Raw genomic sequence first — 15,698 nt, forward strand, 5'->3', positions numbered from 1 at the left:
CCGCGATAGAATGGGATGCACGTCCACCTGCGAGCCGTCGCGGCCGGCAGATATTGCGCTCGCGGGCGCGAAACGGTAGCACGAACAGCAAGGTCTAACAGTCAGGGGGTCGAATCCTACAAGTGATGCCCACCGTAGAGTACCTGAATTACGAAGTACTGGACGATCAGGGTTGGGACATGGACGCATCGGCTTTCGACGAGGCCGCCGACGCCGGCCTCGACGACGAGGACCACGGCACGCTCGAGGTCAACGAAGGCGAGTACATCCTCGAGGCCGCCGAGGCCCAGGGCTTCGACTGGCCGTTCTCGTGCCGCGCCGGCGCGTGTGCGAACTGCGCCGCCATCGCGGTCGAGGGCGACATCGACATGGACATGCAGCAGATCCTCTCCGACGAAGAGGTCGAGGAGAAGAACGTCCGCCTGACCTGCATCGGTAGCGCGGCCACCGACGAGGTCAAGATCGTCTACAACGCCAAGCACCTCGACTACCTGCAGAACCGCGTCATATAAACAGCAGCGTACCCGCTTCTCGAGCGAGTGCTTTCCCGGAAGCGAACATCCTTCGCTCCGGGACTTTCTCCCCGCCGAGAAGCGTTACTGTCGGTCTCTCGCTGACAACCAGACTCGGAAGCGATCGGCTTCCACGCACGCCGGTCCACTGTTCGCACACGTCGGTACGCAGGGTGATGTGGTCGTGGTCGCGACGTCTGCGGTTTGCGGTGGTCGTGTCTCGGCAGGACGTTCGGGTCGACTGAGCGTTCGGGGCGGCTCCTCGCAGTGTCTCAGCGACGTGGGTCCGCGGACGATATCGGGGCCGGTCGCGGCTGGACACCGGTGTCGGCGGTAACCGTGTGCCCTCGAACCCACTGTGCGGTGTATACCGATTCAACTGGCTTCCACTTCGGTCGGGAGAGAGCGAATCGACCGTTCACTGCGAGTGCGAACCGACTGAAGGACCGATGCCGATCGCGATGCTCTCAGGCGGTCACTCCCTGTTCACGTTGAACGTGTCGAGGCGGTTCTGGAGTTGGTTCGCCTGGGTGGCGAGCGACTCGACGTTCGAAGTCACCTGACTCATCGAAGCGGCCTGTTCCTCCGCTGCGGCCGACGCGTCCTCCGCGGCACTGGCGGTGTTCTCCCCGAGTTCAGACACTTCGGTGATCGTCGATAGAACCTCCTCGGTACTGGCGGCCTGGTCGTCGACGGCGCGGGTTATCTCCTGTACGCCTTCGTCAGTCTCCTCGACGTTGCCGACCACGTCGACGAACGCGTCCACGGCGTTCTCGACGGACTCCGTGGTCTCCTCGATCTCACGTTCGGTACTCCGGATCCGTTCGACAGTCGTCGACGTGTGTCCCTGCACGTCCTCGATGAGATCGGAGATATCGCTGGCCGACTCCTGGGTCTCCTCGGCCAGTTGTTTGACTTCGTCCGCGACGACGGCGAACCCGTCGCCGGCGTCCGTCCCGTCGGTCCCTCCGACCCGGGCCGCTTCGATGTTCGCGTTGAGCGCCAGGATATTCGTCTGGTCGGCGATATCGGAGATCAGTTCCACGATCTCGTCGATCCGAGCCATCTGCTCGTCGAGTTGCTCGACGGACTCGACGACCGACGACATCTCGGCCCGGATCCGCTCCATCTCCGCGCTCGCCTGTTCTGCGGTCGACTCGCCGCCGCGCCCGACTTCGGCAGTGTCCTCGGAGAGCTGAGCGACAGTCCGCGCCGTCGACGCGACCTCTTCGACGGTCGCGGAGAGGTTGTTCATCTCGCTGGACACTCGGTCGAGACGCTCGCGCTGTTGGTCGGCCCGTCTCGTGACCCCCTCGATCGACTCGCCGACCTCCTCGCTGGCCCGTTTCACCTTCTGGGCCCCCGAACTGGCCTGTTGACTCGCCGCCGCAACGTCGTGCGAGAACTCCTGAAGCTGTCGTATCGTCGCTTCAATTTCGTCGAGCATCGCGTTGAACGCCGTCGCGATCTCACCCATCGCGTCGTTTTCGGCGTCCGTCGGCAATCGGGCGGTCAGATCCCCGTCGGCACAGTCGCTCATCGTCTCGCTGTACGCTTCTGCGCGCGCTTCGACCTGTTCGCGCAGTTCCCGTGACTCGTACGCCGTCTGAACCCGGTCTTGCAGCGAGTCGTGCATACTGTCGAACGTCCCCTCCTGGTGGAACAATGCGGGTCTGTACTGCGTCGTCTCGGCGACCTCCCGGAGGTCACACCCGACCGTCTCGGAGAGAAACGTCTCCTCCGCTTTCTCCGCCCCGAAGAACTCGATGTCGTGGTTCTCGTCGGCCCGTGCGATCCGCATGTTGTGGCTGATATGATGGGTCGCGCCGTCGAGGGTCACGGTGCCTTCCGGTGCGTCGAACGTTAGCCCGCTCCGGAGCTGTTCTATCACCGCCTCCTGGTCGGTCGTTCCCGCGGCTTCGACAGCCTTCGCGTAGAGGTGTATCGAAACGTAGCTGTTCTGTGCCTCCTGGTTGATGTACTGCGCGTCCGGGAACTTCTCGTAGAAGCGCTCGACGAACGCCTTGTTCTCCGACGTCGAGAGCTCCTCCATGTAGTTGACTCCGACGTGGACACCCGCGAACGCGGGCGGCTCGTACCGTTTGTGTTCGAACGCCTGAGCCATCGATGTGGAGGTTCCGACGGGCACCGCGAGCCCTCGATCGGCTTTCTCTCGGAAGAACTCCGCGTGGTTGTCCCCGACGAGCATCGACATGACGAAGTCGGGATCGGCGTTCTCGATCCGGGTTACCAACGACTCGAACGACGTCTGTGAGAGCGGCGCGAACGCCTTGCCGATCACCTCGGCGTCGTGTTCCGCCGCGAGGATATCTACCCAGTCAGCGGACAGGTGTCCGAAGTTGTAGTCGGCCGCGACCGTGAAGATCTCCGGCCCGTATTCCGAGACGAGGTACGGGAGGACGGTCCCGAGTTGCTGGCGAGCGGTCGCTCCCATCGGGAAGGTGTATCGGTCGCAGACGCCGCCCTCGTACTGGGTCGTGTAGAAGTACAGCTGTCTATGAGCGTCTATCAAGGGACGGACGACCTCCCGCTCGGACGAAGCATAGCCGGCCCAGATCGCGTCAGGGTCTTGCTCGTTCAGAATGTCGGTGACCAGCTGTCGGTATCTGTTCACGTCCGACTTCGGATCCGGATCGACTACCTCGATCTCACGACCGAGAATCCCCCCGTTCCGGTTCAGTTCTTCGACCGCGAGGAGACTCGCCTGCCACTTCGAAGTGCCGAGCTCGGCGAATTTACCGGACCGATTCTCGAGAACCGCTATCGTGATGGGATCATCTGACTCGTCTGCCCTACCAATCATTCTTGATACTACAGCCTTGGTTTAACATCTTCCGTCATATGCATTTTGATAGCCCTAATATACCCACTCGCGCGAAAATCGCTGAAAATATTATCAGTAATGGTGTTCAGAACTGTCGAAATCTGAAACTAACTAGTCGGGGTGGCTCGGCTGGGGGCGGGTCCGGGTCGGTCGTGACCGACTGAACGCAGATGTTACTTCCAGCACGACGGCTCCCGTCGGTCGACGACTCCGGACGAGCGCACCGCTCGCACACTGGGACACCCACAGCGGCCGCGCCGCCGTCGAAACCACTAATGCCCGCCAGCGCGCTGGTTCGGTCGTGATCGACTGGCTGGGTACCGTCCTGACCGAGAGCCCGCGGCCGGACCTGCTGCGGCTGGTGGCCGTCCCCGTCTTCGCCTGGGCCGCCTACCGGGATATCCGCACCCGGCGGGTGCCAAACGCCACGTGGCTCCCGCTGGCCCTGCTGGGGATCGCGCTGCTGGCCTGGGACATCTCGCGAGTGTCGGCAGGTGACCTCCCCGGCGGGCTGGTCGCCCGCGAACGGTTCTACCTCCGCGTCGCACTCTCGCTCGGGATGGTCGGGTCCATCGGCTACCTGTTCTACTACTTGGGCGGCTTCGGCGGCGCCGACGCGAAGGCGCTGATCGTCCTCGCGGTCCTCTTCCCGACCTTTCCGACCTATATCTTCCCAGCGGAGGCGCTGCCGCTGACCCGGACGACCGTCGGCGTGTTCTCGCTGACGGTCCTCTCGAACACCGTCCTCGTCGGCGCGGCATATCCCCTCGCCGTCACGCTGCGCAACGCCGTCACCGGCCATCTCGCACCGATCATGTTCATCGGCAAGCCGATACGCGCCGGCGACGCGATCAGCGAGTACGGCTCCCTGCTCCAGACGCCCGAGGGGTTCACTCGGGGCGGGCTCGACCTGGACGCCCTGCGGATGTACCTGCGCTGGCGCGGGACGACGCTGGCCGCGGTCCGCGACGACCCCGAACACCACCGCGACCCCGCGAGCCTCCCCGACGACCCCCGCCCGCCGGGCGACGGCTCGATCCCCGACAGCGGCGGGGTCGCGGCCGGAACCGACGGCGAAACCGCTACTGACGGCGGGAAACGGGCCAGTGCGGACGACACCGACGGCGACGGGGTCTCGAACCGCGACGGCGGTTCGAACTACGACGACCCCTGGGGCGCCCAGGCCTTCCTCGACGACATCGAGGGGTCGGCCTACGGGACGACCGCCGACGGACTGGCCGACGGGCTGGACGTGCTCGCCGAGGAGGACGTGGTCTGGATCTCCCCCGGGATGCCCTTCATCGTCCCAATGTTCGTCGCGCTCGTGATCAGCCTCGTCTACGGCGATCTGTTCTTCCAACTCGTCTCGATACTGGTGTGAGGCCGACGCTCGCGTCGGCGTGTCAGAGGGGGCGCCCGCGTCCCGCGAGCGCTACTCCTCGGGGACGACCCGGTCGTACAGCGGTCCGATAGTGAAAATCGAGACGAGCCACAGGGCAGCGACGGTGATGTAGGCGATCAGGACGGTGCGCTGGAAGCCGGGCGCGTTGGTCACGACCAGCAGGGCGAACGCGCCGACGAGCAGGCCGACGGCGCCGACGGTGTTGCCCGCGTTCCAGAGCAGGAACGCCCGGGTCCGGGCGTCCTCCTCGGCCATCGCCCCGAGGAACCGCCGGACGGATCCGATCATCGCCCGTGGGTTGTTCTCGGTCCGGCATAAGTGTGGGCGTCGAGGCCGTTTCGCTCGCGGTTCCCTGCGGTCACCGCTCGCCTCGGGCCCTCCCTTCGGTCGGCCCCGCGCTCGCCGGCGACAAAAGACCTATTCGGCGGTCGGTCCCAGTTGCGGGTATGAGCGACATCGATCTGGCGTTCGACGAGCAGGAACGCCTCCCCGCGGTCGCCCAGGACGCCGACTCGGGGGAGGTGCTCATGCTCGCGTACGTCACGAGCGAAGCCGTCGAGCGCACCCGCGAGACCGGCTTCGCCCACTACTACTCGCGCAGCCGCGAGGAACTGTGGAAGAAGGGCGGCTCCAGCGGCCACGTCCAGGAGATCGCAGAGATCCGCGTCGACTGCGACGGCGACGCGCTCCTGTATCTCGTCGACCAGACGGGCGGCGCCTGCCACACCGGCTACGAGTCGTGTTTCCACCGCACCGTCGACGGCGAGACCGTCGGCGAGCGAGTCTTCGACCCCGACGAGGTCTACGAGTAGCCGGATGAGCGACGCCGCCTTCGACCCCGCGACCGACGACCCCCGCACCGTCGCCGAGGACCTCGTCGCCGAACTGCGCGAGGCCCGCGACGCCCTCCAGCGCGCCCGCGACCGCGTCGACGAGGTCGGCGAGTCCGAGCTTCGGGCCGTCGCCGACGCCGACGACGACCTCACGACGCTGTTCGACCGCTACGAGGAGGAGGTCACCGGCGACGGCGACTTCAAGACGTTCATCGAGTTCCAGAGCCAGATCGCCGCGATCACCGAGGAGCTCTCCGAGGACGTGCGCCACCGCGAGGTCTTCGAGGAGGTCGACGACCTGCTCCAGCAGCGCCGGCTCACCGAGTCGGACTGGGAGAAGGTCCGCTCGGCGCTCGAACCCGTCCGCGCGGACGTGTCCCGCCTCGACGACCGCGACGAGGCGCGCGACCGCTACGAGGACGCCCGCTTTTCCGCCGAGCGCCGCATCGACGACCTCGCCGACCGCATCGCGGACCTGGAGGACCTGCAGCGGCTGGGCGACGCCGACCTGGACGCCCCGACCGAGCGCCTGCGCGACCCCATCGAGGCGTACAACGACCGCGTCGCCGACGCGTTCGCCGACTTTCGCTCGTCGGCGAGCGCCCGCGACCTGCTGGCGTTCGTCGCGAAGGCCGACGCCTACCCGCTCGTGCCCTTCGAGTCGCCGCCGGCGGACCTCCGGGAGTACGTCGACACCTACCCCGCCGGCGCGGAGACGGTCGGGCAACTGCTGGAGTACGCCGAGTACTCGAAGTCGAAGCTCGACCACTACGTCGACGACCCCGACGCTCTCAAGCGCAACGTCTCGACCCGGCGGACGTATCTCCGGCGGCTGGACGAAGAACCGTTGACCGTCGACTGGCCGCCGGTCGAGGCCGAGACGCTCCGCTTTCGCGCCCGGGAGCTGACCAGCGTCGTCGCTCGGTTCGCCGACCACGCCGACGAGGGCGAGACGGCGCTCGTCGCGCTGCGGGAGGTGCGCGCGTTGCCCCGCGAGACCGACTACGAGCGACTCCGCGACAGCGCGCAGGCCCGCGCACAGCTCGGCCCCGAGGAGCGCGACCGGCTGGCGAGCGGAGACGTGGCCGACGAACTGGCGGCGTGTCGCGACGCGAGAGAACGGCTCGAAGACGCGCTCGACGAGTATCCTGGCCTGTGAGTTCGGGACCAATTGACCGCTGCCGGCACCGCGACCGCTTCGACCGGAGATACCGCCGCAAACAGCGTGAAAGCCCCGACCGTCTCGACTCGCGCGGGTCGCTGCGCTCCTCGCTCGCTCTGCTCGCTGTGGTGCTTGCTTCCCCGTGCTTCGTCGAGACGGCCACCCCTTTCATTCCCACCCGCACAGACTGGCCGGCCAGCCGACGCTGGTGGGAATGAAAGGGGCCGCGTGTTCCGGGAAGCACGACGACGTAAGCACTGCAACGAGCGGAGCGAGTGAAGCGCGCAGCGAGGCGCGCAACCGGAACACGCGGGGGCTTTCACGCTGTTTTGCGGTGCGGTCGAGCGGGTCGTTGCGGTAACTCCCCTCGCAGTTCGTTCAGCGGCTACTCCTCGCGTTCCTCGGGCGTGTAGGTCTCGACTTCCAGGGCGTGGATGTCGGTGGTCATGCGGTCGCCGAGCGCGTCGTACACCATCTGGTGGCGGTCGACGAGCGACTCGTCGGCGAAGGCGGGGGAGACGACGGTGGCGGCGAGGTGGTCGTCGTCGTCGGCGCCGCGGGCGCGGGCGACGGTGGCCTCGGCGTCGGGGATCGACTCCTCGATGAGCGCCTCGATGTCGGACAGATCCATGCAGGGAGCGAGGCGGGCGAGCGGAAAAACGCTTGCCACTGTCCCCTCGGGGTCGCCTGCGGCGGTCCCGTTCGGGAGATTCATACGCCCGCACCGTCTCCGTTCGACCGGCGGCGATGACGAATGGTTACCCCTCCGAGCCCCTTGTGACGACACGGGACTCCGAGCCGCCTCGATTCTGACCACGGGAGCGACGGCGCCGGTCGCGCCCGATCCACTCCACCGGCCTCACACCAGCACGTCGACCTCGTACTCCTCTTCGCGCAGCGCCGCCAGCAGCGCCTCGGCGTGCTCGGCCCCTTTCGTCTCCAGGTCCAGCTCCACCTCGGCGGCGTTCATGGCCACGTCCTTGCCGGCGCGGTCGTGTTCGATGGCGTGGATGTTCGCCCGGGCGTCGCTGATGATCTGGACCAGCCGTTCGAGCTCGCCGGGGCGGTCCTTGAGGATCGTCCGGATCCGGAGGTAGCGGCCGGTCTCGACGAGTCCGCGCATGATGACGGTGGTCAGGACGTTCAGGTCGATGTTGCCGCCGCAGAGACAGGGGACGATCACCTCGTCGTCGTCGTAGTCGAAGCGCCCCTCCAGCAGGGCCGCCAGCGGCACCGCGCCGGCGCCCTCGACGAGGGTCTTGCCGCGTTCGAGCAGCGTCGTCAGCGCGACCGCGGTCTCGGCGTCGGAGACGGTGACGACCTCGTCGACGCGCTCGCGGATGACCTCGAAGGTCTCCGTGCCGACCTTCCGAGTGGCGATCCCGTCGGCGATGGTGTCGACCTGCTCGCGCTCGACGACCTCGCCCTTCCGGAGGGAATCGGCGACGCTGGACGCGCCTTCGGCCTGGACGCCGACGATGCGGGTGTCGGGATTCTTGGCCTTGACCGCGGTGGCGATGCCGCTGATGAGACCGCCGCCGCCGATGGGAACGAGCAGGGTGTCGACCTCGGGAAGTTCCTCGAGGATTTCGAGGCCGATGGTGCCCTGGCCGGCCATCACCATCGGGTCGTCGAAGGCGTGGACGTAGACCCGGTCCTCCGCGCGCTCGATCTCGTGGGCCTTCTCGGCGGCCTCGTCGTAGTCGGCGCCGTGGAGGACGACCTCCGCGCCGTAGTTGCGGGTGGCCTTGACCTTCGAGACCGGGGCGTGTTCGGGCATGACGATCTTCGAGTCGACGCCGATCCGCGTCGCGGCGAGCGCGACGCCCTGGGCGTGATTGCCCGCGGAGGCGGTGACGACGCCGGCCTCTTGCTCCTCGTCGGAGAGGGTCGCGATCTTGTTGGTGGCGCCGCGGATCTTGAACGACCCCGTCCGCTGGAACGTCTCCAGTTTCAGATGGATGTCCGCGCCGGTCATCGACGAGAAGGTGTGGGAGTAATCGAGCGGTGTGTGCCGGGCGGTCGCGGCCACCCGCTCGCGCGCGTCGAGTACGTCCGCGAGTTCGATCATACTACCGCTACCGCTCGACGGGAGTTAGATGTACGGGGAACGGCGTGTGAAACCGGCGACTACCGCGAGCCCGTGCTTGAAATCGAGCCACGCGGAGTGAACGTGAAACCGCGGGACCCGAGCGCGCAGTTCGACGGTGGCCGCCGGGAGAGGAACGGGTCGACGCGGACGCCCTCGACGGTGCGGTCGATCGATGGTGGCCCGCCAGCCATCGACAGCTTGAATCGGGACCGGTCCCGAGCACGGCCAATGTCGGCGGCGAGCGTGCGCGAGCGCGGACTCGGTGTCTGGCGGCGAGTCCTCTCGCTGTCGTGGCCGATCATGATCCAGCACGTCTTCCGCACGCTCATGCGGACGACCGACGTGGTCGTCACCGGCCTTTTTTCGCCGGCAGCGGTCGCGGCGGTCGGGCTGGCGGACCTCTACGCCCGCTTTCCACTGCGGATCGGTCTCGGCCTCGGCAGCGGCGCCATCGCGCTGTCCAGCCAGGACACCGGGGGCGCGGCGGTCGAGAACCGCGACCAGGCGGTCACGCAGGCCGTACTACTGGGTCTGCTGTCGGGGATCCCCTTCGTCGCGTTCGGCGTTCTGTTCGGCGAGGCGGCGATCTCCCTGCTCGGCGCGCCCGCGGACGTGGCCGAGATGGGCGGCACCTACCTCGCCATCGTCTTCGCGAGCGCGCCCGCTCGCCACGTCGCGCTGGTCGCCGCCCGCGCGCTGCAGGGCACCGGCGACACCCGGACGCCGATGTACGTCGACGTGACGTCCTCGCTGCTCAACATCGTCGGCTCGCTCGTCCTCGGCCTCGGCCTGTTCGGCGCGCCCCGACTCGCCATCGTCGGCGTCGGGATCGCGACCGCGGTCGGCAACACCGTCACCGCCGGCGCGCTCTCCGTCGCCATCTGGAGCTCGCGGACCGAGGCGTCGTTCGCCCGCCCGCGGGACCTCGTCATCGCGAAACAGCTGCTGGCGGTGAGCGCCCCCCGGATCGGCGAGGGGCTGGTGACGACGCTGGCGGAGTTCCCGTTCAACGCCCTGTTGCTCACGTTCGGGACGGACGTCAACGCCGCCTACCAGATCGGCCGGCGGATGTACCAGCAGGTCACCTCGCCGCTGGGGCGGGCTTACCACACCGCCGCCAGCGTCGTCGTCGGGCAGTCGCTGGGCGACGGCGACGTGGCCGCCGCCCGCTTCCAGGGGTGGGCGACGACCGCCCTCGCCGTCCTGACGATGGGGGCCATCGCCGTCGCGCTCTTTTTCGGCGCCGACTGGTTCGTCTCGCTGTTCACCGGCGACCCCGCGACCGCGGGCTACGCGGTCGGCTTCTGTCGCGCCTACGCCGTGGCCGCCCCCGCCATCGGCGCGTATCTCGCCATCTCGGGGTCGCTGCAGGGCGGTAGCGACACGCGGACCCCCTTCGTCGCGCGGACGACGGGCATGTTCGGCTTCCTGCTCGGCTTCGGCTACCTGACGAGCGTGCTCCTCGGCTGGGGCGTGATCGGTATCTACGCCGCCATCGCCCTCCAGCAGTTCTGGGCGCTCGCCGTCGTCGGCTGGGGGTTCGCCTACGGCGGCTGGGCCGAGAAGGCCGCGGCGATGATGGACGAACGCGGGAGCGCGAGCGGCGGCGCCCCCGCCGAGGACGCGGAAGCGGGCGATTAAGCCGCTCGCACCCCAAGCGGGGGTATGAAGCTGATCTCCGTCGCCGCGGTCGCCGACAACGGCGTCATCGGCGACGACGACGAGGTGCCCTGGCACCTCCCCGAGGACAAGAAGCAGTACCGCGAGCGCGTCGCCGGCTCCCCCACTATCTTCGGGCGGCGCACCTACGAGATGTTCGACGAGCCGCCGGGCTCGGCCTACGTCGTCCTCAGCCGCAGCGAACGGGAGTACGACGACGAGAACGCCCATCACGCCTCGTCCGTCGACGAGGCCGCCGACATCGTCGAGTCGCTGGGCGCCGACCGCGCCTACGTTCTGGGCGGTGCCGGCATCTACGCGCTCTTCCAGCCCCACCTCGACGGGATGGTCCTGACGCGGGTTCCCGGCGAGTACGAGGGCGACACCCACTATCCGGAGTGGGACGAGGACGACTGGCGACTCGTCGAGACCGAGGAGTACGCGAACTTCACCGTCGAGACGTGGGAGCGACGCGAGGGCGACGGGACCGCCTGACCGCTCGTCGCCTCGGATCGGTGCCTGGGGCGGAATCAGGCGCTCTCGTACCGATCGACGAGGCGCCGCAGGCGTTCGACCCGCGCGTCCGTGTCGGGATGGGTCGCCGTCGGTCCGAGCCGGTCGCGCGAGCGGTCGAGCGGGAGGATCGAGAGCGCGTCGGTCGCTACCCTCCGCTCGCGGCGGTCGCGGTCGGGCGGGTCGGCCAGTTCGTCATCGAGCGTCCGCAGCGCCGCGGCCAGCGCCGCCGGGTCGCCGGTGAGCCGCGCCGCGGCGGCGTCGGCGGCGAACTCCCGGCCGCGCGCCAGGGCGCCGACGCCGACGGTCCCCCACAGGACGAGGTAGTCGCCGACCCAGTCGACGGCCCGTGCGATCGGGTCGTGGGCTGCGGGCTCCCCCTCGGACNTCAGAGATGTGTATAAGAGACAGGCACCGCGCGACGCCCGCGCTCGTCGAGGGCGTCGAGGAGACCGGTCGAGACCACGACCACCGGCCCCTCGTCGCTCTCGACCGTGTAACAGCGCGGTGCCGCCCGGTCGACGGTCCGCACGGCCGGCGGTGAGACCCCGGCCTGGTGGGCCAGCCGCGCGGCCTGCTCGGCGAGCGCCCGTGTGGTGGCGTCGTCCGGCGTCGGGTCCGCCAGGAGTTCCTCGCGGCGGCGGTCGAACCGTTTCTCGACTTCCGTCGCTAGCCCGCCCAGGAACATGACCCCCGCGACCGTCACCAGCCACGGCGCGTCGGCGCGGAACCCCATCCCCGGCACCACTAGCGAGGCGACCGCGACACCGACGGCCAGCCAGCAGACGACGACCGCACCGACGGCGACGACCAGCGTCGACTGGATACAGAGCGCCGCGACGGCCCGGGCGAAGAGTCCGAGGGCGGTCCGTCTGCGCATCGTCCCGACGTTGAACGAGCGAGAAGTAATGCCCTCTGACTGGGGCGGTGTCGGCACATCCTGTCCGCGACCCGGGATTGCGTTCCCGCGCAGTCAGGCAATTTCCCGGGTAATTGTTTTCAAGACGGAAGCGGTACGTATCGGCATGGCCGCGGACGACGAGACGACAGTCAACCGGAGCTACGCTGTCACGATCCCCGCCACTGTCCGGGAGGACCTCGACCTGGAACCCGGCGATCACCTCAAGTGGAACGTAGACGAGGAGGGACGACTGGTCGCCGAGATCGTTCGCGAGCGATACGGCGTCACCGACGACGTTCAACCGGTCGATATGGGTGAAACCGACGCCGTCGAAGTGACAGAAAGCTACGACTGGTCCTGATGGCCGACGTGATCGCCGATTCGAACGTCGTGTTGGCGTATCGGAACAGCCGTGACCAGTACCACGACCGGCGACGCCGATCGTGGAAGCGATCGACCACGGCGACCTTCCCCGCGGCGTCGTGACGAACTACTCGGTTCCGGAGATCCTGAATCCGATCGCGAAGCTCGCCGGTCACGACCGCGCCGTCGAGACGATGGACATCCTGACCGAGAGTCGCGGATTCCAGATCCGACAGACAGCACAGGAAGACTTCGAGCGCGGACGGGCCCTGTTTCACCGAAAAGCAGGGCTGGAGATCACGGACGCGATCCTGGTAGCGCACATGCGGCGGACCGACACCGAACACATCTACAGTTTCGACGACGACTTCGACAGGTTCGACGGGGTGACGAGACTCACGACGGCGGATAATCCGTTCGAGTGACCGTCTGACGCCCGCTCAGTAACTGTCTACGTCGGTTCCGACCGAACAGACGTACTCGCCGGTGGCGACCTGCGGGAGCCGGCGGGTGCGCCAGAAGACGCCCGAGGAGTCGGCGGTGACGGTCTTCTTGACGCCGCCGAAGGGGTCGGTGACCTCGAAGAGCGTCTCGCCGCGGGCGACGCGCTGGCCGAGGTCGGGTTTCAGCGAGACGAGGCCGCCGGCGGGCGCGCCGTACTGCTCGAAGCCGCTGGCGCGGGTCTGGGGAGCGGTGTCGACCGTGCCGTCGGCGAACCCGTAGTACGAGAGGACGTTGAACACGCCCTCGACGCCGGCCCGGATCGAGTCCTCGTCCCAGCCCACGCATCCCCCTAACTCGGGGTCGATGGTGGGGATGCCCTCGTCGGGGGCGGCGCGAGCGAGCTGACCGTCGGGCCCCTTCTGGTCGAGGACGTAGCCACAGCCGAAGACCTTCGCGAGTTCGAGGCAGGCGTCGTGGAGGCGGTGGCGTTTGCCACAGCGGACGCGACACTCGTCGATCATCCGGGAGGTCGACCCCTGGTGTAGGTCGAGGATCAGGTCGGCGCGGCGAGCCGCGCCGAAGGTCGCGGCGGCGATGCGTTCGGTGGAGGTGCCCGTCTCGTCGCCGGGATAGGCGCGGTTGGTCTTGGTGTCGTCGATGGGGTTTCGATGCTCGGCCACCTGGAAGGCGTGGTAGTTCACGATGCCGACGACGAGGATCGTCCCCGACAGCTCGGCGGGATCGAGCTGCGGGACGACCCGCTGGAGGACGCCGACGCCGTTGAGTTCGTCGCCGTCGCTGGCCGCCTGCATGTAGAGGGTGTCGCCGTCGTCGGCGCCGTTGATGACCGCGACCGGGAGGCCCGCTTCGGACCCGTCGCGCGTCTCGCCGACCGACAGACGCCCCGTGTCCATCTCGCCGGGGGCCGCCTGGGCCGTACCGAGCGTCGTCATTACCAACACTGCGGGACCGCCCGTTCTTTAGCGGTTCGGTGTCTCCCGGCCGTCGGGACCCACAACCCCCGCTCCCGCGGCGCGGCTCCGTTCACGGATCGACGCGACTTTGCCGGTCGTGGCCCAAGCGCGGGCATGGCCAGCGAGCGACCGGACGGCGACTCCGTCCCGCCCGAAGCGGCCGACGCCGAGAGCGGCAGAGCCGCTTTCGTCGCCGCGCTCCGCGTCCGCCGCAACGCCACGGTGGGACTCGCCGCCGGGCTCGTCCTCGCGCTCGGGGCGTTCGTCCTCTTCGTCCTCCTCCCAGGGTCCCAGCGCTCGCCCGCGCTGTACGTCGGTCTCGCCTTCGTCCTCGCGATGTCGACCGCCGGCCTCGTCGCCTTCCTCCTGACGCTGGGCCGCGCCGTCCGACTCTCCCGGCGCCTGTGACTGCACCGTTCGACTCTCCCGGCGAGCCCCGCCGTTCGCGCCCGCTATAACCCGAACAGCCGCTCCGCGACCAGGCTTCGAACCGGGTCGGGCTACCCAGCCGAACGCTCCGTCCGACGCGAAACGGCACCGTTCGCGAGAATGGAACATCGTCGGAGTCCGTCTACACGGATACGACGATCGACGAAATACGTATCGACGGCTTGATCGGCGATACGTCGGGGTGTGCGGTGCGGAGGGCGGCGATCCCGAGCGGTTCCGTCGCCGGGTGGATAGACGTTCGTCCAGAAAGGTGTTCGGTGATTCCGTACGCGTCCACCGATGAACGGTAACCCTTTTGCCCGGTCCAGTCGAACGACTGGGGTATGACCGACGAGCTACGGAAGGGCCTCGAGGGCGTGCTCGTCGCCGAGTCCGATCTCAGTCAGATCGACGGCGACGAGGGGCGGCTCATCTACCGCGGCTACGCGATCGAGGACCTCGCCAGACACGCGAGCTACGAGGAAGTCATCCACCTGCTCTGGCACGGCGAGTTGCCCGACGCCGACCGGCTCGACGCCTTCACCGACTCGATGGTCGCCGAGCGGTCGATCGACGAGGACGTACTCGAAACCGTCGGCCAGTTGGCCGCCGCCGACGAGAACCCAATGGCCGCGCTCCGAACGGCGGTCTCGATGCTCTCGGCGTACGACCCCGACGCCGGCGAGCCCGCCACCGACCGCGAGGCGACTTTCCGCAAGGGTCGGCGCATCACCGCGAAGATCCCCACCATCCTCGCGGCGTTCACGCGGATGCGCGACGGCGACGACCCGGTCGAGCCCCGCGAGGACCTGGGCCACGCCGCGAACTTCCTCTACATGCTCAACGGCGAGGAACCGGACGACGTGCTCGCCGAGACGTTCGACATGGCGCTCGTCCTCCACGCCGACCACGGGTTCAACGCCTCGACGTTCTCCGCCATCACCACCGCTTCGACGCTGTCGGACCTGCACAGCTCCGTCACGTCGGCTATCGGCACGCTGAAGGGGCCGCTCCACGGCGGCGCCAATCAGGACGTCATGGAGATGCTCAAGGAGGTCGACGAGAGCGACCGCGACCCCGTCGGCTGGGCGGAGAACGCGCTGGCCGAGGGGCGGCGGGTCTCCGGGTTCGGCCACCGCGTCTACAACGTCAAGGACCCCCGCGCGAAGATCCTCGGCGAGCGCTCCCAGGAACTCGGCGAGGCCGCCGGCACCCCCAAGTGGTACGAGTACTCCACGAAGATCGAGCAGTTCATGGCCGACGAGAAGGGGCTGGCGCCCAACGTCGACTTCTACTCCGCGTCGACGTACTACCAGATGGGCATCCCGATCGACATCTACACCCCCATCTTCGCCATGAGCCGCGCCGCCGGCTGGATCGCCCACGCCGCCGAGTACGTCGAGGACAACCGTCTCATCCGGCCCCGTGCGCGGTACACCGGTCCCGAGGACCTGACGTACTCCGACCTCGACGAGCGGTAGACCGTCCGTTTCGACCACGCGGCCGACTTCGTTCTCTCCACTCCTGTGCGATCAGCTGTGGCGTGCGCTGTCGCGGCTCTCGCGCCGC

At 68.1% G+C, this 15,698-nt stretch carries 16 protein-coding genes; 10 read left to right on the forward strand and 6 right to left on the reverse strand.

All coding sequences use genetic code 11. The annotated features are described in order from the left end of the window. Positions 1-125 precede the first annotated feature (125 nt). Complete coding sequence (gene fer / locus C475_RS04140; protein ID WP_006882516.1) at positions 126-512, forward strand: ferredoxin Fer; 387 nt, start codon at positions 126-128, stop codon at positions 510-512. 475 nt (positions 513-987) lie between these two features. Here the strand turns inward: fer and C475_RS04145 are convergent, their stop codons facing one another. Then, a complete protein-coding gene (locus C475_RS04145) occupies positions 988-3,336 on the reverse strand; it encodes an urea ABC transporter substrate-binding protein (RefSeq protein WP_006882517.1) in 2,349 nt (782 codons plus the stop codon). 322 nt (positions 3,337-3,658) lie between these two features. Between C475_RS04145 and C475_RS04150 the strand changes: the two genes are divergently transcribed. Further along, a complete protein-coding gene (locus C475_RS04150) occupies positions 3,659-4,738 on the forward strand; it encodes an A24 family peptidase (protein WP_006882518.1) in 1,080 nt (359 codons plus the stop codon). 51 nt (positions 4,739-4,789) lie between these two features. Here the strand turns inward: C475_RS04150 and C475_RS04155 are convergent, their stop codons facing one another. Next, positions 4,790-5,047 carry a hypothetical protein gene (locus C475_RS04155; RefSeq protein ID WP_006882519.1) on the reverse strand — a complete coding sequence of 86 codons (258 nt, stop codon included), beginning with the start codon at positions 5,045-5,047 and terminating at the stop codon, positions 4,790-4,792. Positions 5,048-5,205: 158 nt separating this feature from the next. Between C475_RS04155 and hisI the strand changes: the two genes are divergently transcribed. Together hisI and C475_RS04165 are read left to right on the forward strand one after the other, a co-directional pair. Then, positions 5,206-5,571 (forward strand): phosphoribosyl-AMP cyclohydrolase, encoded by a 366-nt coding sequence (hisI, locus tag C475_RS04160; protein WP_006882520.1) that lies wholly within the window; start codon positions 5,206-5,208, stop codon positions 5,569-5,571. Between the two features lie 4 nt (positions 5,572-5,575). Beyond that, positions 5,576-6,751 carry a DUF7118 family protein gene (locus tag C475_RS04165; protein WP_006882521.1) on the forward strand — a complete coding sequence of 392 codons (1,176 nt, stop codon included), beginning with the start codon at positions 5,576-5,578 and terminating at the stop codon, positions 6,749-6,751. Between the two features lie 388 nt (positions 6,752-7,139). Here C475_RS04165 and C475_RS04170 read toward each other — a convergent pair whose 3' ends face one another. Both C475_RS04170 and ilvA read right to left on the reverse strand, forming a co-directional pair. Next, positions 7,140-7,385, reverse strand: coding sequence for a BolA family protein (locus tag C475_RS04170; protein WP_006882522.1), 246 nt, complete (start codon positions 7,383-7,385; stop codon positions 7,140-7,142). 228 nt (positions 7,386-7,613) lie between these two features. Next, positions 7,614-8,825, reverse strand: a complete 1,212-nt coding sequence (gene ilvA / locus C475_RS04175) for a threonine ammonia-lyase (protein WP_006882523.1) — start codon at positions 8,823-8,825, stop codon at positions 7,614-7,616. A gap of 249 nt (positions 8,826-9,074) precedes the next feature. On the opposite strand from ilvA, the gene C475_RS04180 reads away from it, so the two are divergent. Continuing rightward, entirely contained in the window at positions 9,075-10,487 is a 1,413-nt protein-coding gene (locus C475_RS04180; RefSeq protein WP_006882524.1) for an MATE family efflux transporter, read from the forward strand. Positions 10,488-10,511: 24 nt separating this feature from the next. Continuing rightward, a complete protein-coding gene (locus tag C475_RS04185) occupies positions 10,512-11,000 on the forward strand; it encodes a dihydrofolate reductase (RefSeq protein WP_006882525.1) in 489 nt (162 codons plus the stop codon). A gap of 406 nt (positions 11,001-11,406) precedes the next feature. Here C475_RS04185 and C475_RS24830 read toward each other — a convergent pair whose 3' ends face one another. Beyond that, positions 11,407-11,898 carry a M48 family metalloprotease gene (locus tag C475_RS24830; RefSeq protein WP_006882527.1) on the reverse strand — a complete coding sequence of 164 codons (492 nt, stop codon included), beginning with the start codon at positions 11,896-11,898 and terminating at the stop codon, positions 11,407-11,409. Between the two features lie 28 nt (positions 11,899-11,926). On the opposite strand from C475_RS24830, the gene C475_RS04200 reads away from it, so the two are divergent. Together C475_RS04200 and C475_RS04205 are read left to right on the forward strand one after the other, a co-directional pair. Continuing rightward, positions 11,927-12,280, forward strand: a complete 354-nt coding sequence (locus C475_RS04200) for an AbrB/MazE/SpoVT family DNA-binding domain-containing protein (protein WP_235728433.1) — start codon at positions 11,927-11,929, stop codon at positions 12,278-12,280. An 82-nt stretch (positions 12,281-12,362) separates the two neighbouring features. After that, positions 12,363-12,707: a PIN domain-containing protein gene (locus C475_RS04205; RefSeq protein ID WP_006882529.1), complete on the forward strand. Its 345-nt coding sequence runs from the start codon at positions 12,363-12,365 to the stop codon at positions 12,705-12,707. Positions 12,708-12,722: 15 nt separating this feature from the next. On the opposite strand, the gene C475_RS04210 is transcribed toward C475_RS04205, so the two are convergent. Then, positions 12,723-13,679: a succinylglutamate desuccinylase/aspartoacylase family protein gene (locus C475_RS04210; RefSeq protein ID WP_006882530.1), complete on the reverse strand. Its 957-nt coding sequence runs from the start codon at positions 13,677-13,679 to the stop codon at positions 12,723-12,725. 135 nt (positions 13,680-13,814) lie between these two features. Here C475_RS04210 and C475_RS24835 point away from each other — a divergent pair, with 135 nt between their 5' ends. Further along, positions 13,815-14,108 carry a DUF7536 family protein gene (locus C475_RS24835; RefSeq protein WP_006882531.1) on the forward strand — a complete coding sequence of 98 codons (294 nt, stop codon included), beginning with the start codon at positions 13,815-13,817 and terminating at the stop codon, positions 14,106-14,108. A 365-nt stretch (positions 14,109-14,473) separates the two neighbouring features. Continuing rightward, positions 14,474-15,610 carry a citrate synthase gene (gene citZ / locus C475_RS04220; RefSeq protein ID WP_006882532.1) on the forward strand — a complete coding sequence of 379 codons (1,137 nt, stop codon included), beginning with the start codon at positions 14,474-14,476 and terminating at the stop codon, positions 15,608-15,610. Positions 15,611-15,698 lie beyond the last annotated feature (88 nt).

The sequence above is a fragment of the Halosimplex carlsbadense 2-9-1 genome (assembly GCF_000337455.1).
GTDB classification, from domain to species: Archaea; Halobacteriota; Halobacteria; order Halobacteriales; family Haloarculaceae; genus Halosimplex; species Halosimplex carlsbadense.

What these genes read in the sequence shown, in the direction of transcription:
- fer (WP_006882516.1), top strand. Translation starts at nt 126, where the DNA reads ATGCCCACCGTAGAGTACCTGAATTACGAAGTACTGGACGATCAGGGT.
- C475_RS04145 (WP_006882517.1), bottom strand. Translation starts at nt 3,336, where the DNA reads ATGATTGGTAGGGCAGACGAGTCAGATGATCCCATCACGATAGCGGTT.
- C475_RS04155 (WP_006882519.1), bottom strand. Translation starts at nt 5,047, where the DNA reads ATGATCGGATCCGTCCGGCGGTTCCTCGGGGCGATGGCCGAGGAGGAC.
- hisI (WP_006882520.1), top strand. Translation starts at nt 5,206, where the DNA reads ATGAGCGACATCGATCTGGCGTTCGACGAGCAGGAACGCCTCCCCGCG.
- C475_RS04165 (WP_006882521.1), top strand. Translation starts at nt 5,576, where the DNA reads ATGAGCGACGCCGCCTTCGACCCCGCGACCGACGACCCCCGCACCGTC.
- C475_RS04170 (WP_006882522.1), bottom strand. Translation starts at nt 7,385, where the DNA reads ATGGATCTGTCCGACATCGAGGCGCTCATCGAGGAGTCGATCCCCGAC.
- ilvA (WP_006882523.1), bottom strand. Translation starts at nt 8,825, where the DNA reads ATGATCGAACTCGCGGACGTACTCGACGCGCGCGAGCGGGTGGCCGCG.
- C475_RS04180 (WP_006882524.1), top strand. Translation starts at nt 9,075, where the DNA reads ATGTCGGCGGCGAGCGTGCGCGAGCGCGGACTCGGTGTCTGGCGGCGA.
- C475_RS04185 (WP_006882525.1), top strand. Translation starts at nt 10,512, where the DNA reads ATGAAGCTGATCTCCGTCGCCGCGGTCGCCGACAACGGCGTCATCGGC.
- C475_RS24830 (WP_006882527.1), bottom strand. Translation starts at nt 11,898, where the DNA reads ATGCGCAGACGGACCGCCCTCGGACTCTTCGCCCGGGCCGTCGCGGCG.
- C475_RS04200 (WP_235728433.1), top strand. Translation starts at nt 11,927, where the DNA reads ATGCCCTCTGACTGGGGCGGTGTCGGCACATCCTGTCCGCGACCCGGG.
- C475_RS04210 (WP_006882530.1), bottom strand. Translation starts at nt 13,679, where the DNA reads ATGACGACGCTCGGTACGGCCCAGGCGGCCCCCGGCGAGATGGACACG.
- C475_RS24835 (WP_006882531.1), top strand. Translation starts at nt 13,815, where the DNA reads ATGGCCAGCGAGCGACCGGACGGCGACTCCGTCCCGCCCGAAGCGGCC.
- citZ (WP_006882532.1), top strand. Translation starts at nt 14,474, where the DNA reads ATGACCGACGAGCTACGGAAGGGCCTCGAGGGCGTGCTCGTCGCCGAG.